The 19590-nt window shown below is 64.7% G+C and carries 17 protein-coding genes and 1 tRNA gene; 9 read left to right on the forward strand and 9 right to left on the reverse strand.

Annotation, left to right across the window (positions count from 1 at the left end; genetic code table 11):
• Window position 1: 1 nt before the first annotated feature.
• A complete protein-coding gene (locus AC5Y21_RS01550; protein WP_499908688.1) occupies window positions 2–487 on the forward strand; it encodes an Rrf2 family transcriptional regulator in 486 nt (161 codons plus the stop codon).
• A gap of 95 nt (window positions 488–582) precedes the next feature.
• Here AC5Y21_RS01550 and AC5Y21_RS01555 read toward each other — a convergent pair whose 3' ends face one another.
• Window positions 583–972, reverse strand: a complete 390-nt coding sequence (locus AC5Y21_RS01555; protein ID WP_499908690.1) for a VOC family protein — start codon at window positions 970–972, stop codon at window positions 583–585.
• A gap of 87 nt (window positions 973–1059) precedes the next feature.
• On the reverse strand, window positions 1060–1473 hold the full coding sequence (locus AC5Y21_RS01560; protein WP_499908692.1) for a VOC family protein: 414 nt from the start codon (window positions 1471–1473) through the stop codon (window positions 1060–1062).
• Between the two features lie 38 nt (window positions 1474–1511).
• On the opposite strand from AC5Y21_RS01560, the gene AC5Y21_RS01565 reads away from it, so the two are divergent.
• A complete protein-coding gene (locus AC5Y21_RS01565; protein ID WP_499908946.1) occupies window positions 1512–2390 on the forward strand; it encodes an LLM class flavin-dependent oxidoreductase in 879 nt (292 codons plus the stop codon).
• Here AC5Y21_RS01565 and AC5Y21_RS01570 read toward each other — a convergent pair.
• The gene (locus tag AC5Y21_RS01570; RefSeq protein ID WP_499908694.1) at window positions 2387–4090 is read right to left on the reverse strand and encodes an NAD-binding protein; all 1704 of its coding nucleotides are present in this window, start codon (window positions 4088–4090) and stop codon (window positions 2387–2389) included. The two genes, AC5Y21_RS01565 and AC5Y21_RS01570, sit on opposite strands and share 4 nt — an antisense overlap.
• A gap of 178 nt (window positions 4091–4268) precedes the next feature.
• On the opposite strand from AC5Y21_RS01570, the gene AC5Y21_RS01575 reads away from it, so the two are divergent.
• Both AC5Y21_RS01575 and AC5Y21_RS01580 read left to right on the forward strand, forming a co-directional pair.
• The gene (locus AC5Y21_RS01575; RefSeq protein ID WP_499908696.1) at window positions 4269–4799 is read left to right on the forward strand and encodes a pyridoxamine 5'-phosphate oxidase family protein; all 531 of its coding nucleotides are present in this window, start codon (window positions 4269–4271) and stop codon (window positions 4797–4799) included.
• An 83-nt stretch (window positions 4800–4882) separates the two neighbouring features.
• The gene (locus tag AC5Y21_RS01580; protein WP_499908948.1) at window positions 4883–5365 is read left to right on the forward strand and encodes an Rv2253 family sensor-like surface protein; all 483 of its coding nucleotides are present in this window, start codon (window positions 4883–4885) and stop codon (window positions 5363–5365) included.
• 159 nt (window positions 5366–5524) lie between these two features.
• On the opposite strand, the gene AC5Y21_RS01585 is transcribed toward AC5Y21_RS01580, so the two are convergent.
• The 4 genes from AC5Y21_RS01585 to AC5Y21_RS01600 all read right to left on the reverse strand — a co-directional run bounded on the left by AC5Y21_RS01585 (window position 5525) and on the right by AC5Y21_RS01600 (window position 12678).
• The gene (locus AC5Y21_RS01585; RefSeq protein ID WP_499908698.1) at window positions 5525–6205 is read right to left on the reverse strand and encodes a thioesterase II family protein; all 681 of its coding nucleotides are present in this window, start codon (window positions 6203–6205) and stop codon (window positions 5525–5527) included.
• A gap of 97 nt (window positions 6206–6302) precedes the next feature.
• On the reverse strand, window positions 6303–10571 hold the full coding sequence (locus AC5Y21_RS01590) for a type I polyketide synthase (protein WP_499908700.1): 4269 nt from the start codon (window positions 10569–10571) through the stop codon (window positions 6303–6305).
• Window positions 10568–10840 (reverse strand): acyl carrier protein, encoded by a 273-nt coding sequence (locus tag AC5Y21_RS01595; RefSeq protein WP_499908702.1) that lies wholly within the window; start codon window positions 10838–10840, stop codon window positions 10568–10570. The genes AC5Y21_RS01590 and AC5Y21_RS01595 overlap by 4 nt, the downstream gene beginning before the upstream one ends.
• A gap of 23 nt (window positions 10841–10863) precedes the next feature.
• Window positions 10864–12678, reverse strand: coding sequence for a fatty acyl-AMP ligase (locus AC5Y21_RS01600; protein ID WP_499908704.1), 1815 nt, complete (start codon window positions 12676–12678; stop codon window positions 10864–10866).
• Window positions 12679–12874: 196 nt separating this feature from the next.
• Here AC5Y21_RS01600 and AC5Y21_RS01605 point away from each other — a divergent pair, with 196 nt between their 5' ends.
• Window positions 12875–13681, forward strand: coding sequence for an alpha/beta hydrolase (locus tag AC5Y21_RS01605; protein ID WP_499908706.1), 807 nt, complete (start codon window positions 12875–12877; stop codon window positions 13679–13681).
• A gap of 23 nt (window positions 13682–13704) precedes the next feature.
• Here the strand turns inward: AC5Y21_RS01605 and AC5Y21_RS01610 are convergent, their stop codons facing one another.
• Complete coding sequence (locus AC5Y21_RS01610) at window positions 13705–14058, reverse strand: VOC family protein (RefSeq protein ID WP_499908708.1); 354 nt, start codon at window positions 14056–14058, stop codon at window positions 13705–13707.
• A gap of 80 nt (window positions 14059–14138) precedes the next feature.
• Here AC5Y21_RS01610 and AC5Y21_RS01615 point away from each other — a divergent pair, with 80 nt between their 5' ends.
• Both AC5Y21_RS01615 and AC5Y21_RS01620 read left to right on the forward strand, forming a co-directional pair.
• Window positions 14139–15107 (forward strand): 2-hydroxyacid dehydrogenase, encoded by a 969-nt coding sequence (locus tag AC5Y21_RS01615; protein ID WP_499908710.1) that lies wholly within the window; start codon window positions 14139–14141, stop codon window positions 15105–15107.
• 653 nt (window positions 15108–15760) lie between these two features.
• Window positions 15761–15940, forward strand: a complete 180-nt coding sequence (locus tag AC5Y21_RS01620; RefSeq protein WP_499908712.1) for a hypothetical protein — start codon at window positions 15761–15763, stop codon at window positions 15938–15940.
• Between the two features lie 392 nt (window positions 15941–16332).
• Here AC5Y21_RS01620 and AC5Y21_RS01625 read toward each other — a convergent pair.
• Window positions 16333–16405: transfer RNA gene (locus tag AC5Y21_RS01625), tRNA-Arg, on the reverse strand.
• Window positions 16406–16519: 114 nt separating this feature from the next.
• Between AC5Y21_RS01625 and argS the strand changes: the two genes are divergently transcribed.
• Together argS and lysA are read left to right on the forward strand one after the other, a co-directional pair.
• On the forward strand, window positions 16520–18172 hold the full coding sequence (gene argS / locus AC5Y21_RS01630; protein ID WP_499908714.1) for an arginine--tRNA ligase: 1653 nt from the start codon (window positions 16520–16522) through the stop codon (window positions 18170–18172).
• Window positions 18169–19587 (forward strand): diaminopimelate decarboxylase, encoded by a 1419-nt coding sequence (gene lysA / locus AC5Y21_RS01635; protein WP_499908716.1) that lies wholly within the window; start codon window positions 18169–18171, stop codon window positions 19585–19587. Before argS ends, lysA begins: the two co-directional genes overlap by 4 nt.
• Window positions 19588–19590: the final 3 nt, after the last annotated feature.

A 19590-nucleotide genomic window follows, 5' to 3' on the forward strand; every position in this document is an offset into this window, starting at 1 on the left:
AATGCGGATGTCGGCCAAAGCGGAATACGCGGTCCGGGCGATGGTCCAACTTGCCACGGCCACCAGCGGCACACTGGTCAAGACCGAGGACTTAGCTCAGGCGCAGGGCATACCGCCGCAATTTCTCGTCGACATCCTGACCAACCTGCGCACCGACCGCCTGGTGCGGAGCCACCGCGGTCGCGACGGCGGTTACGAACTGGCTCGTCCGGGAAGCCAGATCAGCATTGCCGACGTACTGCGCTGCATCGACGGACCGTTGGCGAGCGTCCGCGACATCGGCCTCGGGGACCTGCCCTACTCGGGGCCGACGACCGCGCTGACCGACGTCTGGCGGGCGCTGCGCGCCAGCATGCGGTCGGTGCTGGAAGAAACAACCCTGGCCGACGTCGCGTCCGACGCTCTGCCCGAGCACGTCGCGCAACTCGCTGACGAGTACCGCGTCCAGGAGAGCCAGCGGCACGGGGCACCGCGGACGGCCGACTGAGCCTGATGCGCTCTTCGTTTTGGCCGCGAGTGTGCGCGTATGTACAACGACACGCCGTTCGGGCTGTCAATATGCGCACGCTCGCGCTCGGGGACTCAGCCGCCCGAGCCGTAGGGACGGGTGAGAATCTCCATCGAGTGCCCGGACGGGTCCGGGAAGTACACCCCGCGGCCACCGTCTCTTCGGTTGATCTCGCCTGGCCGGTTGGCGCCCGGGTCCGCCCAATGCTTGAGGCCCCGCGACTGGATCTTGCCGTAGATGGCGTCGAACTCTTCCTCAGAAACGAGGAAGGCGTAGTGCTGACGGGGAATTTCCTCGCCCTCGCCGACATCCGCGTAGTCGAGGCTGGCGCCATGTTCGAGTGCGACAACCATGAAGGGGCCGAACGGCTTTGGGCTGGGCAGGCCGAACAGTTCGGCAAGAAACTCTGCGGACGCGCGCTTGTCGCGTGACCGGACAATGGTGTGGTTGAAGCTGATAGACATTTCTCTTCCTCTCTGGCCCGCGAGCGTGCGTGTTTGCCCGCCGACACGCCGCATTCGCCGTACATCTGCGCACGCTCGTCGCGGCGCTCACTTCGGCGCGGTGAGTTCCAAGGCTATGTTGTCGGGGTCGCGAAACTCCAGAATGTAGGACGGCCCAATGTCTTTCACCGGCTCGTGCCGAATGTTGAGTTGGTCGAGATGCGCAGCCGCGGAGTCTAATTCGGCTCTGCTGCTCATGCGGAAGGCGATGTGGTCCAAGCCGGCGCGATCTTCGTCGAAGCGATCTGTGGCCACCGGCCGCAGCCCGAGTAGTGTGCCGCCCAGGTCGTAAATGACACCGCCGAACAGGAAGCCCAGCTGGCGCCGCGTTGTCTCGTCGGCGTTCTCGGGAACCTCGAGCAACACCGGCCAACCGAAGACGCTCTCGTAGAACTGCCGGGATCGCTCGATGTCGGTGACCGTGAGGCGGACGTGCGCGATGGAAGTGCTGGCTAAGCCCATCGACCCATGCTGCCAGAATCGCATACGTGCAGATAGCAATGACCATGCCGGTGATGGAGCCGGACCTGGACGCGCCCCTGTTGAAGAGCTGGGCGCGCGCCATCGATGAAGGCCCGTTTTCGTCGCTCTGCTGGGGCGAACGCATCGCGTTCGACAACCCCGACAACCTGACGCTGCTTGGTGCGTTAGCCGCCTGGACCGATCGAGTGCGGCTGTTGACGACGGTCATCGTGCCGCAGTTGCATGACCCGGTGATGCTGGCCAAGGGATTGGCCACCGGCGACATGCTGTGTGGTGGCCGGCTGACGGTGGGCGTCGGCGTGGGCGGCAGGCACGAGGACTACCACGCCGTGGGTGCCGATCCCGCGACGCAGACGATGCGTGGCATGGCCGAACGGGTGGCGGTGATGAAGCGAGTCTGGGCCGGCGAGAAGATCACCGAATCGGTGCTGCCGGTCGGGCCGCGGCCGGTCCAGGTCGGGGGCCCGCCGCTGTTCGTCGGCAGCATCGGGCCAAAGACCGTCCGCAGCGCGGCTGGCTGGGCCGACGGGTTGGCCGGCACCACCTTGGACCTTGACGTCGGCAAGCAGAACGAACTGTTCGACGTTGCGCGGGCTGCATGGGCTGCGGCGGGCAAACCCGAACCCCACCTGGCTACGTCGTTCTGGTTCGCATTCGGGTCGCCTGAGCAGGCCCGTGCCCAGGTACATCGTCATCTGCGGCGCTACATGAACTGGATACCGGCCGAGTATGTCGACGCGATGGCGCCGATGACCGGGTGGGCCGGCAGTGAGGACGAGCTGGTCGCGGTGCTGCGGAAATTCGCGGCGATCGGCACCGACGAAGTTCAGCTCATCCCGACCAGCTCGGATGTCGGGCAGCTGCGTCGCGTCGCGGACGTGGTGTCCGACCTCTAGGCCGGCGCCTCGCCCGGAGGCGGCTGTACTTTGCGCAGTGTGCCCAACAGCTCGCGGTATGGGCCGACGAGGTAGGCCGTGTCGCCGGCCCTGAGCAAAGCGTCGCGGCGCGGGTGCAACCGGACCCGTGCGCCCTGCCGGGTGATCGCGATGACGCGCGTCTGGGTGGATATTTCGAACATCCGCATCCCATCGAGTTCGCTGCCGGCTTCTACGTGCATGGCACCCAACACGAAGGAGCTCTGTCCGACCGAAAACGTCCCCAGCACCTGCAGGCCCATCGCGGCGCCGATGAACCACGGTGCGGCGAGCTCGACGGTCGATCGGACGTTTTCGAAACCGAACCGCTGCGCCACCGCGAAACCCAGCGCGCGGTCGTATACGCGCAGTACAAGCGGAACGTCGGTCCGGGTGATCTCGGGCGTCACCCTGGGCACCAGCATTTCGACGAGCACAATGCCGATCTCAATGTTGACCATGTCATCCTCGGTCAGCACGGCCACGCCGCGGGCACGGTCGACACGGGCCGACTCCAGCGTCTGGCGCAGCGTCGCGTCCCCGAAGATCACCGGCACGTCGAGGTCGGCCGCCAACGACAGGAAGCGGTTGTCGTCGTCGTTCTCGATGACTGCCACGTCGTATCCGGCGGCGGTCAGATCGCAGACGACCTTGATGCCGAGCGAGCCCAGTCCGACGACGATCACGTGGTCGCGCAGGTGGCTCACCCGCCGACGTCCGGCTGAATGTGTGAAACGACGAGAAAGCAGCAGGTCGGCGACGAACGCCACAAGGATCGCCGTGGTGGTCACGCCGACGAACATCAAGCCGATGCTGAAAATTCGAAGCCAGGCAGGCTGTTGGACGAAGCTGAAGTCGCCGTAGCCCACGGTGGCGATGGTCTCGGTGCTGAAGTACAGCGCGTCGAGCCAGGTCATCCCTGGCGGTCGCTGGTAGGTGAAGCGCAACAGGATCGTTGAGCTGATCAGCAGGGTCAGCATGACCGCCAATGCGGGGAAGAATGTCGGGTTGACGTCATCGCGTGCGGTGCGCGCGGCGTCGAGGACTCGCCGCAGCAGCGGCCGCCGGGTGCGCGTGCTGGTCAGCCGAGGGACCTTGATGTTGCGGGCGGCCAATTCGTCAGTGGTGCCGATCATCGCCGTCCAGTCACCGGCGTGCACCCGCAGGTCGCGGCCGGGGCAGGCGACAATCTCGCCGGGGGTGGGGGAATTCTCGCCCTGAATCACCGCCACCGGGGCCAGGTCACCGTATAGCTCGCGCAGCGTCGCGTCCCGGGGCGCCTCGGTGGTCGAGACGACGAAATTGATGCCGGCTGCTTCGAACGGGTGCACGTTGTGCGCCAGCGATGCCTCGACGACCGACGGCGCGGTGAGGTCGGCGACATCGAGGATCGCGCCGGGCCCGTTATCGTCGGCCACCGCTTCCCGCAGCACGTCGTTGGCCAGGCGCGCAACCACGCGCACATCCGGGTTGGCTTTCCTTGCCAGCAGCGCGATTTCGAGGTTGGTCGCGTCGTCGTCGCCTGCGCAGACGACAGCGGCCGCTCGCGTCACTCCGGCATCGGCAAGCTCGGCCGCGTCGCCGATTTTGACAATGCGCGCACCGGCGTTGTTCAGCTCGTCGATTATCGTGGTCGCCAGCGGGTCCTCACCGCTGACGATGATGTGACCGTGCATGCTCATGCGTTTCGTAGCATTCGCATAGACACCCACTTCTGGTGACATTGGCTTCTGTCCGTCTCTATGACTATCAGACGACGTCCGGATTTGCGCTGTGAAAGCCCTAGTGTGCCGCCAACAAGCAGAATTCGTTGCGGCGGCGCGGCGATGAGTTCTGCGGCCGCCGGCGGTCAATACCAACATGACGATCACACAGCGCAACCTCGACGGATATGGGGCACCGCCAGTCGAGTGGGCCCGCGTCTACGCCGTGCTGGATAGCCAGCTGCCGCAGGCGCCGGGAACCGGCGGCCCGCAGCGCCACACGGCCTGGCTCACCACGATCAACCCTGACGGCAGCCCGCACGTAATGCCTGTGGGGGTGATGCGGTGCACGGGTAGTTGGTATTTCACCTCTGGGCCGACGACTCGTAAGTCGCGCAACCTGGCGCGCGACCAAAGATGCGTGCTCAGTGTGGCCACCGAACCGTTTGACCTCGTCGTCGAAGGAATCGCCGCGCGGGTCACCGATGCGGACGAATTGCATGCGGCGGCCCAGGCTTTCGCGGCTAACGGATGGGAGGCCGAAGTCGAAGGTGACGCATTCACCGCGGAGTACAGCGCCCCGTCGGCCGGGCCCGCGCCCTGGTATGTCTATCGCGTGACGCCCTCGACGGTGTTCGCGCTCGGCACGTCGGAACCGTTCGGCGCCGCCAAATTTGAGCTGGACTGAGCACGCATCGTGTCCATGCCGATATCTCCTCGCGTTATCGATCCGAGAGGATTGATCCGGTGCGCCCAAAGCCGAGATTCGCAATGCTCGCCGCCATCGCAATCGCGATATGCGGTGTCCCGGCTGTTCCGGCGCATGCGGCAACGCCATCGTGGAACGGTAAGTATTCGCTGGTGAGGTACGCCGTCGACAAGTCCGGGACCAGCGTGGCCGCCAAACAGGCCGAACCCACCTTCAGCGCCGACTACGTCTTCGTGACGGCCTGTTCGGCAGGCAAGTGCGTCGCCACGGCCACCGACGGCCCTATTCCCAAGAACCCGACGCTGCCCCAGCCGTCTCACTACAGCTGGGACGGAGCCAAATGGGTTGAGCGTTTCGACTTTCAGTGGGATTGCTATATGGGAGAAGGCGTGCCGAAAGTGTGGGCACCGGCGAGTTCGTGGGCGTACTACACGCCTGGACCCGATGGGACAATGCGTGGTACCTGGCACACCGACATCAGCAGCGGACCGTGCCGTGGAACCGTCGAAATGCCGGTGGCGGCGTTTCCTTCGAGAAATCCATGATCCTGACCGGCGTCACGCGATGCCAGTCCCGTTTGTCACTCCAGTCTCCAGAAAGGAAGGATGTGACGTTTAGTCCGCCTAATGGGATCTCCGAGCGACAAATGGCTTGGCGTGCACCGGTTAAAGTTGTGACGAGTGGGACTTACGGCGCGAATGCTGTTATGCCGCAGCGATCGTCGACATCAGCGGCCGAAGCGTTTCGAACAGCGGTTGCCGGTCGCGAAGATAGAAGTGGCCACCCCGAAGGATCTGCACCGAGAAGTCCGCCGTTGTCCGCGAACGCCATTCGTGCAAGTCGGACTCACTGACAATCGGATCCTCGCTGCCGCCGAAGACATGGATCGGGCATGGCAGTTCCGCTGTGTCGGCTTCCTCATCTGTCATGCAGAGCCGCAAGTCGTGCCGAGTGACCGTGACGGCGCGCTCGTGCAACGTGGGCCATCTCGTCAGTTCCGAAGGCAGCCCGCCCAGATCGGACAGCAGCGTCGCGAGCTGCTTGTCGTCTAGCATGTCCACGGCGTGCAGTGGCGGCGGAAGATGCGGTGGCGCATAGGCGGACAGGAATACCGCTCGTGGCAGCGGAGAGCCCTCGGCGGCCCGTGCACACGCTAAGCGGTATGCCAGGAGGGCCCCGAAACTGTGGCCGAAAAACATGTGTGGGTCGTCGAGGCTGGCGCGCAACTCTTCGTTCACCTCGTCAACAAGGTGCCGCAGCGTGGCGAACCGCTCACGGTTGGCAATTTCAACCGGAATCACCTCGAACGCCGGCTTCAGCGCCCTGTTCCAGGATTTGAACGCCAACCCGCCGCCCCCGGCGTGGTGGAAGCAGAACAGCCGCACGGTCCGTCGCCTTTCTCTCAGTGACTTGCATTCACCATCGCGTAAGCCACTTGACGGATCCTTGGAAGATTCTTGGGGATTCGTGCGGCGGCAGGTATCAGCGGAGCAGTTCCAGCTCCTTGGCCAGCACCTTGACCGTGAATCGGATCTGTTCCTCTGAGTGGCAACTGGTGACGAAGAACCGCAGCCGCGCTTTGTCTTCCGGCACAGCCGGATACAGGATCGGGTTGGCATTGATACCGAGCCGCATCAAGGCATCCGACAGTTTCAGCGCCTTGGTTGAGCTGCCGACGATGCACGGGATCACGGGGGTGCCCGCGCTGTCGCCGGTGTCGATGCCGGCTTCTCGCGCCAGACTTAAGAACAGCTCGGCGTTTTCGCGCAGCCGACGCAGGTGTTCGGGCTGTGACCGCATCAGCCGGATCGCCGCCACGGACGCCGCAGCCACTGGCGGTGGCATGCCGGCGCTGAAGATGAACCCCGGAGTGGTGTATTTCAGGTACTGGATAACCTCACGGGTTCCGGCGACGTAGCCGCCGCAGCCGGCGAGGGCCTTGGAAACGGTGCCGGCCCACAGTTCCACGTCGTCGCGGTTGACGCCGAAGTGTTCTCCGATGCCGCCACCGTTCTGGCCGAGAACGCCGATGCTGTGGGCCTCGTCGATCATCAGCAGCGCTTGGTGCTTCGTCTTCACGGCGATGAACGCGGGCAGGTCGGGGATGTCGCCGTCCTGGCTGTAGACGCCCTCGATAACGACGAGCACCCGACGGTACTGGTGGCGAACAGTGGTGAGGATGTCGTCCAGTGCCGCGTGATCGTTGTGCGGAAACGGTCGCCTCGTCGCGCCAGATAGCTTGCAACCCTGGACAATACTGTCGTGGGCGAGACTGTCGTGGATGACCAGGTCACCTTCGCCGAGCAGGTGACCTATCACCGTGACGTTCGTCGCGTGACCGCTGTTGAGAACCATCGCGTCCTCGGTGCCGATCAGGTCAGCCAACTCGCGCTCGAGTTCGAGGTGCACAGGCTTTTCGCCCGAGAGCAGCCGTGAGGCCGACGACGAGCTGCCGTAACGCACGACGGCATTCAAGACCGCGGTGGCAACGCCCGGGTGTCCGGACATGCCGAGGTAGTTGAAGCTCGAGAAGTTAACTACCGGTTCGCCATTCACGATCGAGGTGTCCCTCGTTATCCCGTCGTTGACCACGAAGAACGGATTGTCGACGCCCAGTTCGGCGGGGAGCTTCAGCCGTTCGGCGAAGGCGACGACCTCCGGAAATTGGGCGATCCGGTACTCCGGCGGTACCGCCGGCACCGACGTGTCCGTGGTCGCGTCGACGTCAGCCACCGGCGTGCCGCCGACGTGAGCGATGACGTCGCCGATCGTCGTCGTAGGCCCGAACCAGCCCGGATCGGCCACCAGCCCGGGCAGCTTGCGGGCCATTCCGCTGAACAGGTCGGTGACCATGATCGAGTCGAAACCGAGGTCTCCGGCGATGGTTTGGGCTTGGCGCAACGAACTTTCGGGGAAGCCACTGACCCGGGCCACTTCGGCACGCACGACGGACGCGACATCGTCGACTGCACGATCCGCGGGCTGCGGGGTGGCCGCGCCCCCCTCCGCAAGCGAGGCAAGTACCTCGGCCTGCTCCCGAAACAATGCAATGAGATTGTCCATCGTTGTTTCGTGCTTGACCATCGGCGGTTCCCCCGTCAAGGGAATAGGCTCTGCGGTCTCCGGGAGCGGCGCGATGACCGGCTCGACCGGTTTGATCCAGGAGCGGTGCGTCGTCACGAAGCGATAGCCGCTGAGCCGCTGGGGGACTCGCGCGTGCTGCGGATAAAGGTTGTCCCACTTGGGGTTGAGGCCGTCCCGATAGAGTGCAGCGACGGTTTCGGTGAGCTCCAAACCACTGGCGTCCGGACCGGGAAGCGGTGTCAGCGCTTTGAATACCGTCTCCGAGTGTGCCCGCGCGATCATCGGAGTGAGTGTGCGCTTCGGACCGAGCTCGACGAGATGGGTTGGTTCGGCTTGCAGCGCCGCGGATGCCGCGTCGGCGAACCGGACGGTTCCAGCGGCGTGGGCCACCCAGTAGGCGGCGTCCATCGACTCGCTGTCTTCGAGCAACCGGCCGCGCAGCGTGGAATAGACCGGAATACTTGGCTGGGCGAACGTGCACGTGGCCGCCACGGCCGCGAATTCTTCGAGCATCGGCTCCATGAGCGGCGAATGGAATGCGTGCGAGACGGTGAGTTCGCGGACGGACGCACCGATCTCGTGCAGTGCGACGGCGGCCCGGTCGATCGAGTCGGCGGCGCCGGACAGCACCAGTTCACTGGGCCCGTTCACCGCCGCGATGGCGAGCGACGGATCTGCCTCGACCAATTCCGCGACGTCGTCGGCCGTTGCGCGAACGGCGAGCATTTTGCCGGCATGCGGCAGTCGCTGCATCAGCCGGCCACGCGCGGCGACCAGCCGGCACGCATCGTCGAGGCTGACGACGCCGGCGATCACAGCGGCGGCGAATTCGCCGATGCTGTGTCCTAGCACCCAGGCCGGCTCAGCGCCCAGCTCCATCAGTGCGCTGGCGAGCGCGTACTGCACGGAAAAGATTGCCGGTTGGGCGAATTCGGTGCGATTGATCCGGTCGTCCGCGCCGAACAGGACGTCACGAATGGGCTGGCCGAGGTAGGGCAGCAGGGCAGCTTCCACAGCGGAAAGCGCGGCACGGTAGGCGTCGCTGCTGTCATGCAGGCGACGCGACATCCCCGGATACTGCGTGCCTTGCCCGCTGAACAGCCATCCCGCCGCAATGCCCTGCGCGGTACCCGACACGGCCGCAAGGCCGCCCGCGGGGTGCGCCAGCATGCGCAGACGCTTCACCGCCTCGTCGCGGTCGTGGACGGAGATCGCCAGCCTCGCCTTGCCGGTGGACTTGATTCGATTGCTCGACCAACACAGCTGCGCGAGAGGCGCTGAGCTGCAGGCGATGTCGTCCGCCAGGCGGGATGCGTTGAGGTACAGGCCTTCGCGGCTGTTCGACGACAGGGTGAGTACGCCGCCGCCCGATACGACGGGAGCATCTTCACGCGCCGGAGCACTCGCCAGCACGACGTGGCAGTTGGTGCCGCCGATCCCGAAGCTGGATACACCCGCGTACGCGGTCTCCGCGGAAAGGGGCATCGGTTCGGTGACCAAGCGCAGACCACTCGCGGCCAGTCGCAGCTGTGGATTCTCCTGATCGGCGAAACGCGACGGCGGGACGACGCGGTGGTGCAGGCTCAGCACGGCCTTGATGAGACCCGCGACGCCCGCGGCACCTTCGGTGTGGCCGAGGTTGCCTTTGATCGACCCGACCGCGCAGGGCTCGCCTCGCCGGCGGCGGTGGGCGGAGGCCAAAGCCTTCACCTCGATCATGTCGCCGAGAAGTGTTCCGGTGCCGTGCGCTTCGAGAAAGTCGATCTGCTCCGGTGCGAGGCCGGCCACCCGGTTCGCGGTTTCCACGACTTTTTCCTGAGCCCAGCGGTTCGGCGCGGTGATGCCGTTGCTGCGCCCGTCGTTGTTGACGGCGCTGCCTTTGATCACCGCGTACACGGGAAGCCCGTCGGCCAGGGCGTCGTCCAGTCGTCGTAGTACGACGACGGCGACACCTTCGCCGCGGCCGATGCCGTCCGCCGACCCGCTGAACGGCTTGCACCGGCCGTCGGGCGCGGAGAGGCCGGCTTGGGTGTAGAACACGTTCAGCGCCGGGGTGATGATGATGTTCACACCCGCGGCCAGCGCCTGGTCGCATTCCCCGGCACGCAGCGCGGCCGCCGCGACGTGCACGGCGACCAGCGACGACGAGCAGGCGGTGTCGACGGCGAGGCTGGGGCCCTTGAGGTCGAGCTGGTAGGACAACCGGTTGGCCGTCATGAAATAGCCGTTGCCCGAGCCTGCCTGCGCCGTGATCTGCGAGAAGTCGCGCATGTGCTGATGCGCCCATTCGTTGGCCATCACGCCGACGAAGACGCCGGTGTTCGTGCCCGCCTGTGATCGCGGGTCGAGGGTGGCGTCCTCGAGCGCGCGCCACGCCGCCTGCAGCAGCAGGCGTTGCTGCGGGTCCATGGTCTGCGCCTCGCGCGGCGTGATGCCGAAGAACTCGTGGTCGAAAGCGTCTGCGTCACTGATGAATCCGCCGGTGCGGTGATTGATCGCGCCTGGTTTACCGGCAGCGTCGTAGAACTGCGCGGCGTCCCACCGGTCCTCGGGCACCTCGGCGATCCCTTCGTCGCCGCTCATCAGCAGATCCCATAAAGCCGCCGCGTCGGGCGCCTTCGGGAACCGGCAGTCGATCCCGACGATGGCGATGTCGCTAGAGGTCATGCCGTCACCAGTTCCCGAGGGCCGACGGCGTCGGAGATGAAGTCCGCGATATGCGTGAGGGTCGGGTAGTCGAAGACCAACGTCGGGTCGACGTCGATGTCCCAGTGCGCCTCGATATCGCCGACGAGGCCGAGCGCGCGGACCGAGTCGACACCCATTTCGGCGAGCGGCAGCGTCGGGTCGATGGCGTGCGACGAAACCTCGAGGTGGCAGGCTAGCCGGGAGGTAAGCCAGCCGAGCACATTGCGGGCCGATCGGTGCGCGTGCATGAAAGCTCCTTGTTCCTTGTGGATTACGCGATTTCGAATAGTGCGAGTTGGCCAGGGCGAGCCGTGGCGACGGCCGGGTCGACGCTCTCGTGGAGGACGTCGCTGAGTTCCTGCTGCAGGAAAGCCGCCCGCATCGAAGCGCGCTGCACCTTCCCGCTGGTGGTGAGGTGAATTCCGCGGCGGCCCACCAGCACCACGCTCGGGGCGGGAATCTCGAAGCCGCGAGCTACGGTCACTTTGATTGCGCTCGCGAGCTGCGCGAGCGACGTTCCGTCGAGCATGTCGGTCTTGACGGTCTGGATGACGACGAGACGTTCGCTGTCCTGTCCGTCGACAGCGACCGCGACACCGCGCGCGGCGAAGGCCGGGTGTACGTCCTGCACGAGCTCCTCGATGTCCTGCGGGTACAGATTGCGGCCGTTGACGATAAGGAGGTCTTTGCGGCGGCCGGTCACGAAGAGGTGCCGATCCTTGATCAGTCCCAGGTCGCCGGTACGCAGGAAAGGGCCCTCAACGTCCTCGCCGTCGGCCGTCTGACCGCCGAAGCGCTCCTCGCTTTCCGCTGCGCGGTTGTAGTAGCCGCTGGCGACACTGGCGCCGCGCAGCCATATCTCGCCGACCTGGCCGTCGGCCAACGGCTGGCGGCTCTCCGGGTCGACGATGCGGACGTCGATGCCGGGACCGGGAATTCCCGAGCTGACCAGGCTGACCGCCCGGTCCACCGGCGGCGCGAATTCGTTGCGCTCGAGCGCGGCGGCGTCGGCGTCCAAGCAGACAAAGGCCGCCGCTTCCGGGGTAGCCGTCGCGAACAGGGTTACCTCGGCCATCCCGTAAGCGGGTCGCATGGCGGAGGGACGAAAGCCGGCCGGCCCCAGGAGGTCGTTGATCGCCTCGATGGTGCGGCGGCGGATCGGCTCCGCGCCATTGAAGGCGACCCGCACTGAGGACAGGTCGAGTCCGTCCAGCTGCTCCGGCGATACGCGACGAGCGATCAGGTCGTAGGAGAAGTTGGGTGCCGCGGTTACCGTGGCCTGGTACGTGCTGATTGCTTGAAGCAGGCGGATCGGCTGCTTCAAAAAGGCCAGCGGCGACATGATCACCATGTCCATGCCGGCGTAGAAGCACGTGATCTGGCTGATCAATCCCATGTCGTGAAAGTGCGGAATCCAGCCGACCAGTTTCGAGTTGTCGTCGAAGTCGAGAAACTGCGTAATCGCGAATTCGTTGTGCAGCATATTGCCGTGGGTCACGGCGACGCCTTTGGGGTCGCCTGTCGATCCCGAGGTGTACTGCAGAAAGGCGATGGTCTTGGCGGTGAGGTGGGGCATCGTCCACCAGGCTGCGTCGGCGTGCGCAACATTGGCCGAGACGCACTCGACCGGCTGCGCCAGGCTGAGTCCCTGGATGCCCGCGGCGATGGTGTCGAACAGATTGGTGCTGGTCAGCACCAGCCGGCTGCCGGCGTCGCGCAGGATTCCGGCGACGCGCTTCAAGCTGCGCTGATCGTGGGGGAGCGGCGCCGGCACAGCGATGACCCCGGCATACAGGCAGCCGAGGAAGGCTCGCCAGAATTCAATGCCGGGATCGAACAAGAGCACCACAGGTCTGTTGGTTCGTGGCTGTGAGCTGAGCCAAGCGGCGACCTCGCGGGCACCGCGGTCCAGGTCGCGGAATGAGGTCACTTCCTCGACGAGTCCACGTCCGAATTCGCGGAGGTAGGTGTAGCTCCGGGTGTCGCCGTAGACCTCGAACTGCGACCGAAGGTGTGCAACGAGGTTTTCGTGGGCAAACTGGGGCGTCGCGTCGATCGTGCGGGTGTCGGCTGGTAGGGCGGTCATCCGTCTGTCCGAATCCGTGTGGGTTGGTGGCGCTTATGACCATCACCCGGCGCCCTTTCTGGATTCTCAAAGGATTCTTGGAGCGCTCGGCACCGGACGTCTGACATGGGCCTCCGAAACCACAAATTCGAGAACGTTCCGGCGTGTTAGCTGCGAAAATGGCTAGCGCTGATCTCGGGATCGAAGGAGAAGTCGCATGCTGGAAGTGATTGACAAAGGCCGTTGCACCGACGAGAACCCGGTGCCGCTGCTTTTTGTTCACGGTTCTTGGCATGCTGCATGGTGCTGGGATGAGCATTTCCTCGATTTCTTCGCCGCCCGTGGACACCGCGTCGTCGCGTTGAGCCTGCGTGGTCATGGGCAAAGTTCCGGCGCAGAGCGTTTGCGCTGGACACGCATTCAGGACTATGTCGACGACGTCGCCGCGATAGTGGCGCAACTACCGTCTCTGCCGGTGCTGGTTGGGCATTCGATGGGTGGCTTCATAGTTCAGCAATACCTGGCACGCCGCACTACGGCCGGCGCCATTCTCGTCGCACCCATTCCGCCTAACGGTGCACTCCGCGTGACCGGCTATTTCGCGCGCCATTATCCTCGGGTACTTGTCAAAGCCAATGTGACTATGAGCCTGGCGCCGGCTGTTGCCACTCCTGAACTGGCGCGAGATCTGTTCTTCTCCGCGTCAATGCCGGATTCGCAGGTCAACTCTTATCAACAGCGACTCCAAGACGAGTCATTTCGGGCCTATCTCGACATGGTCGCCTTTGATCTGGTCCGGACCAAACGCGTGAACCGCGTCCCGATGCTGGTACTGGGCGCCGAACACGACACGATCGTCACGCAGCGCCAAATCCGCCGCACGGCTGCGGTATACGGCGCCGAGGTGGAAATCTTCGCTGACATGGCCCACGACATGATGCTTGAGCCGGGATGGCAGGCAGTGGCCGAACGAATGGAAAGCTGGCTGAAAGCCAAGGCTTACGACCGCCGACTACTCACCTGAGACTTGGTGTGCCGGTGCGTCTTTCAGCGTGTCAGCGGGCTGTAGAAGACCAAGCCGTTGCCTTGGTTGTCGTAGACTACGGCGCGGCGCTCGTGCGCATCGTCGTACGGGCCTTTCACGATGCCACCACCGCTGGCCTCGACTGCCTTCGCCGCGGCGTCGACGTCAGAGGTCTTGATGCCGACGACTACCTGCCCGGGTATGGGATGGTCCACCGCGGTCGCGAGTGCGAGAGTGAGCGACCCGCCATCGAGGGCGGCGAAATGGGCTCCGTCGCGGAACTTCAGCGACATCCCCAGTGCCTCGCTGTAGAACCGGATCGATTCTTCCAGGTCGTCGGTCGATAAAACGATCATCCGTACGTCATGCTCGCTCATTGGTGCCTCCGTGGATCGCTTGCATCCAACGGTAATAGCAGCCAGCCACCTCGTCGCGGGGCGTGGGAGATGATGGCAGCGTGACAGTGAAGAAGACCAACGACGTGCTGCGCATCGGCGAGTTCGAGCCGATATTCGATGCCGAACTGTCGGCGCGCTACGAAATTCCGAGACTTCCAGACGGTCCGCAACGGTCCGAGTTTCTGACGGAACACGCAGCCGACGTTCGCGTAGTGGTGACGTGGGGCCGTCCCGGGGTCGACGCGGAAACGATCGCAGCGCTGCCCAACCTGGAAGTGATCGTCAACAACGGCGCCGGCGTGGATGCAATCGATCTGCAGGCGGCGAAGCGCCGCGGTATCGGCGTCAGCAACACTCCGGACGTGTTGTCGGACACCGTTGCCGATACCGCGCTGGGGCTGATCCTGATGACGCTGCGCCGTTTCGGCGCCGCCGATCGTTACGTGCGGGCGGGTAACTGGCTGCGCGATGGGCCGTTTCCTTACGCCCGGGATGTCAGCGGCCTGCAGGTCGGGATTCTGGGTTTGGGGCGTATCGGTTCGGCTATCGCGACCCGACTGCTCGGATTCGACTGTGCCATCGCCTATCACAACCGTCACCGCATCGAGGGGTCGCCATACCGATATGCGGAGTCGCCCGTCGAGTTGGCTGAGTCGGTCGATGTCCTGGTCGTTGCGACGACCGGCGACCACGGGACGCGCAAACTCGTCGACCGCGCAGTGCTCGAGGCACTGGGCCCCGAGGGTTACCTGATCAACATTGCGCGCGGCAGCGTCGTCGACCAGGACGCACTAATGGAGTTGCTGGCCGGCGGCGGACTGGGCGGAGCGGGGCTGGATGTCTTTGCCGATGAGCCGAATGTGCCCGCCGAGCTGTTCACCATGGACAACGTCGTGCTGTTTCCGCATATTGGCAGCGCAACGACCCGGACCCGCCGCGCGATGGCGCTGCTGGCGATCCGCAACCTCGACAGTTATCTCAGCACCGGTGAGCTGGTGACACCCGTATTGCCGATTATCAGCCGCTAGCGGCCTTAGGCTTGGAGCCGTGAACGACGGACGGTACGACGGCTACCGCATGGTCGATGCGAGCTCTCGGCAGATCGTCTTTCGAGTACGCGGTCCGCGGATTGTTGACGTCAAGACCAGCCAGTTAGCCTTTCGTATTCGCGATGAGAGCCGGATTGTTGATGCCGACAGGACCCAGCTACTGTTTCGCATTCGCGATGGCGGGCGCGTCGTTGACTCCGACAGCGGTGAGCTGAGGTATCGCCTTAGACGCTGACTGCGCGTTTCGTGGTCGACACGCACCCTCGCTGTCGCGCGTTCCGCGGCGAGCGCACATTCCGGTGCGTGAACTGCGAAGCAACGCATAGGTTCAGCAGCGGTACGTGAACGTCAACGGTCCGAGTACGGCTTTCCAGCGCCATGATGTTCCCAGTTTCGCTGGAATGGAGACGGGTAGGCGGTGTATCAGGCGCGGCAGTCCGGCACTGCTCGCGAGGTCTAGCTCTGAGTAGTCATGAAGCGGCTACCGACAGCGTTTCCAGCTGGTAGATGCAGCCGCCAGGGATGTCCGGCTGAAGCACGCGCAAACTGCGCAGCCAGGCACCCCAAGAAGGAGGAGATTGCGAAGTGCCCTCCGGAATCAGCCCCCTGCCCGACCCGACGGATCTGAAGTGATGGGTAAGCGCCGCGACGTCTATATAGCGGCCGTGACCACCGTCGCGACCATTATCGCGGCGTGCATGGTGCTCGTTGCCATGATTGCGCTGGCCATGGTCTTGACCGATCAGCCACGGGTGGATCAGCCGCCGCGGCCGACAGTTCCACCCACATCGGCCGCACCGTTGCCCCTGTAGTCGACCGACCGCCGCAAGTACCACGACCACGGCCGGAGGTTAAGAGAAAATCCGGTGAGCCTTAGTCCGTTTGCTCATCCGCTTCATTCCTGGCCGCTTCGGCTTTGGAGCGACCCTTTCCGGCGGTCCGCCGCTTTTGAATGGCAGCGTCGCTATGCAATTCGGGGCTACCGCTGGGCTTTGCCCGCGCGGCCCACTCGTGACCCTCAGCCACCTGCTCGTTCAGTTGCGCTGCCCGATCACTTGCGGCCTCGCGATCGCGTGCTGAGTCCGGCATATCACAACGATAGCGGGCAATCGCGGCCGGTGAGCGGACGTAAAGTTTCTGCCAGACGTTGGCCGTTCGAATTGTTTGGGTGCTACCGAGATTACGATTAGTACAGGTCAGACGGTGCCCCCGGCAGGATTCGAACCTGCGGCCTTCTGCTCCGGAGGCAGACGCTCTATCCCCTGAGCTACGGGGGCGCACCAACACCAGGCTGCACCATTGGGCTCGAACAGACTAACGCATCGGAATGACCACCTGCCCACCGCAATCGATTCGGGGCGCAAGCACCTCAGACCATAGGATGGACCTTCGTGACCCCCGCTGACCTCGCTGAGCTGCTCAAAATCACCGCCGCCGCGGTGCTGGCCGAGCATGCCCTCGATGTGTCCGTGTTACCGCAAACGGTGACGGTGGAACGGCCACGCAACCCCGAGCACGGCGATTACGCCAGCAACCTGGCACTTCAGCTCGCCAAGAAAGTCGGGGCAAACCCGCGCGACCTGGCCGGTTGGCTTGCCGACGCGCTGACCCAGGTCGACGGCATCGCCTCCGCCGAAGTAGCCGGACCGGGGTTCATCAACCTGCGCCTCGAAACGTCTGCGCAAGCCAAGATAGTCAATGACGTCATCGACGCCGCCTCGGCGTACGGCCACTCCGATGTCTTGGGCGGGCGCAAGATCAACCTCGAATTCGTCTCGGCCAACCCGACCGGACCGATCCACATCGGGGGCACCCGCTGGGCAGCGGTGGGTGATGCTCTGGGCCGGCTGTTGTCGACGCAGGGCGCCGAGGTGGTGCGCGAGTACTACTTCAACGATCACGGTGCCCAGATCGACCGATTCGCCGCCTCTCTGGTCGCAGCCGCTAAAGGCGAGCCCGCTCCTGTGGATGGCTACGCGGGCACCTATATCGGCGACATCGCCGAGCAGGTGGTGCAGAAGGCGCCCGACGCGCTGAGCATGCCCGACCCCAAGATGCGGGAAACCTTCCGTGAAATCGGTGTCGACCTGATGTTCGCCCACATCAAAGAGTCCTTGCACGAATTCGGCACCGATTTCGACGTTTACACTCACGAAGACTCGATGCACACCAGCGGCCGCGTCGAGCATGCCATCGCGAAGCTTCGCGAAACCGGGAACATCTACGAAAAAGACGGCGCAACCTGGTTGCGCAGCAGCGCTTTTGGTGACGATAAGGACCGGGTCGTGATCAAGAGCGACGGCAAGCCGGCCTACGTCGCCGGCGACCTCGCCTACTACCTCGACAAGCGGGAACGCGGCTTCGACTTGTGCATCTACATGTTCGGTGCCGACCACCACGGATACATCGCCCGACTCAAGGCCGCGGCCGCCGCATTCGGCGACGATCCCGACACCGTCGAAGTGCTGATCGGACAGATGGTCAACCTGGTCCGCGACGGCCAGCCGGTTCGGATGAGCAAGAGGGCCGGCACCGTGATCACGCTCGACGACCTGGTCGAGGCAATCGGCGTCGACGCCGCACGTTACAGCTTGATTCGCTCGTCGGTGGACACCCCGATAGACATCGATTTGGCGCTGTGGTCCTCGGCGTCCAATGAAAACCCGGTGTATTACGTGCAATACGCGCATGCCCGGTTGTCGGCGCTGGCCCGCAATGCCGCCGAACTCGGTCTGATTCCCGACACCGGACACCTCGAACTGCTCAATCACGACAAAGAGGGCACGCTGCTGCGCACCCTCGGCGAATTCCCCCGGGTGCTCGAAACCGCTGCGTCCCTGCGGGAACCACACCGGATATGCCGCTACCTGGAAGACCTCGCCGGCGACTATCACCGGTTCTATGACTCGTGTCGCGTGCTGCCCCAGGGCGACGAGCAGCCTACCGACCTGCATACCGCGCGCCTGGCGCTGTGCCAGGCCACCCGCCAGGTCATTGCCAACGGGTTGGCGATACTCGGCGTCACCGCTCCGGAGCGCATGTGAACGTCCATCCCGCCGGTCCCCGGCACGCCGAAGAAACCCGTCCGGCCAGCGGCCCGCCGCGGCCCCAGTCGGCCGACGAGCTGCTGCGGCTGGCTCCGAACGTCTGGCCGCGCAACACCACTCGCGACGAGACCGGAGTGGCCCGCATCGCAGGGATCAGACTGACCGACCTCGCGGCCGAGTACGGGACTCCGCTGTTCGTCATCGACGAGGACGACTTCCGCTCTCGCTGTCAAGAGATCGCCGCGGCATTCGGCGGCGGAGCCAATGTGCACTATGCCGCAAAAGCCTTCCTGTGCAGCGAGATAGCGCGATGGATCGACGAAGAGGGTCTGTCGCTCGACGTGTGCACCGGCGGCGAGCTGGCCGTCGCGCTGCACGCCGGCTTTCCGCCCGAGCGGATCACACTGCACGGCAACAACAAGTCGGTCGCGGAGTTGACCGCGGCTGTCAAAGCCGGTGTCGGCCATGTCGTTTTGGACTCGATGATCGAGATCGAACGTCTCGACACCATCGCGGGTGAGGCGGGCATCGTCCAGGATGTGCTGGTGCGTCTCACCGTCGGCGTGGAAGCGCATACCCACGAGTTCATCTCGACCGCGCACGAAGACCAGAAGTTCGGGCTGTCGGTCGCCGGCGGCGCTGCCATGGCGGCAGTCCGACGCGTGTTCGCCACCGACCACCTGCGACTGGTCGGTCTGCACAGCCATATCGGCTCGCAGATCTTCGACGTCGCCGGCTTTGAGCTCGCCGCACATCGAGTCATCGGCCTGCTGCGCGAGGTGGTGGGCGAATTCGGGCCCGAAAAGACCGCGCAGCTGTCGACGGTCGATCTCGGTGGCGGCCTGGGTATCTCGTATCTGCCCGCCGATGATCCGCCGCCGATAGCCGAGCTGGCCGCCAAGCTCAGCGCCATCGTGAGCAAGGAATCAGCGGCCGTCGCGTTGCCGGCACCCAAGCTGGTGGTCGAGCCTGGCCGCGCAATCGCCGGACCCGGCACCATCACGCTGTATGAAGTCGGCACCGTCAAGGACGTCGACGTCAGCGCCACGGCCAACCGCCGCTACATCAGCGTCGACGGCGGCATGAGCGACAACATCCGCACCGCGCTGTATGACGCACAGTACGACGCCCGGTTGGTCTCGCGGCTCAGCGAAGCGCCATCGGCGCCGGCGCGCATTGTTGGAAAGCACTGTGAGAGCGGCGATATCGTTGTGCGCGACACGTGGGTGCCCGATGACCTACAGCCCGGTGACCTGCTTGGGGTCGCGGCAACCGGTGCTTACTGTTATTCGTTGTCGAGCCGTTACAACATGATCAGTCGGCCCGCTGTGGTGGCGGTGCGCGCTGGACAAGCCCGCCTTATCCTGCGCCGCGAGACGGTCGACGATCTGCTGAGTCTGGAAGTGAGGTGAACC

Source organism: Mycobacterium sp. NGS41, from assembly GCF_059812725.1.

Bases quoted from the DNA above. Each gene is read 5' to 3' on its own strand.
- AC5Y21_RS01550 (WP_499908688.1), top strand. From the start codon at position 2: ATGCGGATGTCGGCCAAAGCGGAATACGCGGTCCGGGCGATGGTCCAA.
- AC5Y21_RS01560 (WP_499908692.1), bottom strand. From the start codon at position 1,473: ATGGGCTTAGCCAGCACTTCCATCGCGCACGTCCGCCTCACGGTCACC.
- AC5Y21_RS01600 (WP_499908704.1), bottom strand. From the start codon at position 12,678: ATGACCGCCCTACCAGCCGACACCCGCACGATCGACGCGACGCCCCAG.
- AC5Y21_RS01580 (WP_499908948.1), top strand. From the start codon at position 4,883: ATGCTCGCCGCCATCGCAATCGCGATATGCGGTGTCCCGGCTGTTCCG.
- AC5Y21_RS01605 (WP_499908706.1), top strand. From the start codon at position 12,875: ATGCTGGAAGTGATTGACAAAGGCCGTTGCACCGACGAGAACCCGGTG.
- AC5Y21_RS01590 (WP_499908700.1), bottom strand. From the start codon at position 10,571: ATGACCTCTAGCGACATCGCCATCGTCGGGATCGACTGCCGGTTCCCG.
- AC5Y21_RS01610 (WP_499908708.1), bottom strand. From the start codon at position 14,058: ATGAGCGAGCATGACGTACGGATGATCGTTTTATCGACCGACGACCTG.
- AC5Y21_RS01595 (WP_499908702.1), bottom strand. From the start codon at position 10,840: ATGCACGCGCACCGATCGGCCCGCAATGTGCTCGGCTGGCTTACCTCC.
- AC5Y21_RS01575 (WP_499908696.1), top strand. From the start codon at position 4,269: ATGACGATCACACAGCGCAACCTCGACGGATATGGGGCACCGCCAGTC.
- AC5Y21_RS01620 (WP_499908712.1), top strand. From the start codon at position 15,761: ATGGGTAAGCGCCGCGACGTCTATATAGCGGCCGTGACCACCGTCGCG.
- AC5Y21_RS01565 (WP_499908946.1), top strand. From the start codon at position 1,512: ATGACCATGCCGGTGATGGAGCCGGACCTGGACGCGCCCCTGTTGAAG.
- AC5Y21_RS01570 (WP_499908694.1), bottom strand. From the start codon at position 4,090: ATGAGCATGCACGGTCACATCATCGTCAGCGGTGAGGACCCGCTGGCG.
- AC5Y21_RS01555 (WP_499908690.1), bottom strand. From the start codon at position 972: ATGTCTATCAGCTTCAACCACACCATTGTCCGGTCACGCGACAAGCGC.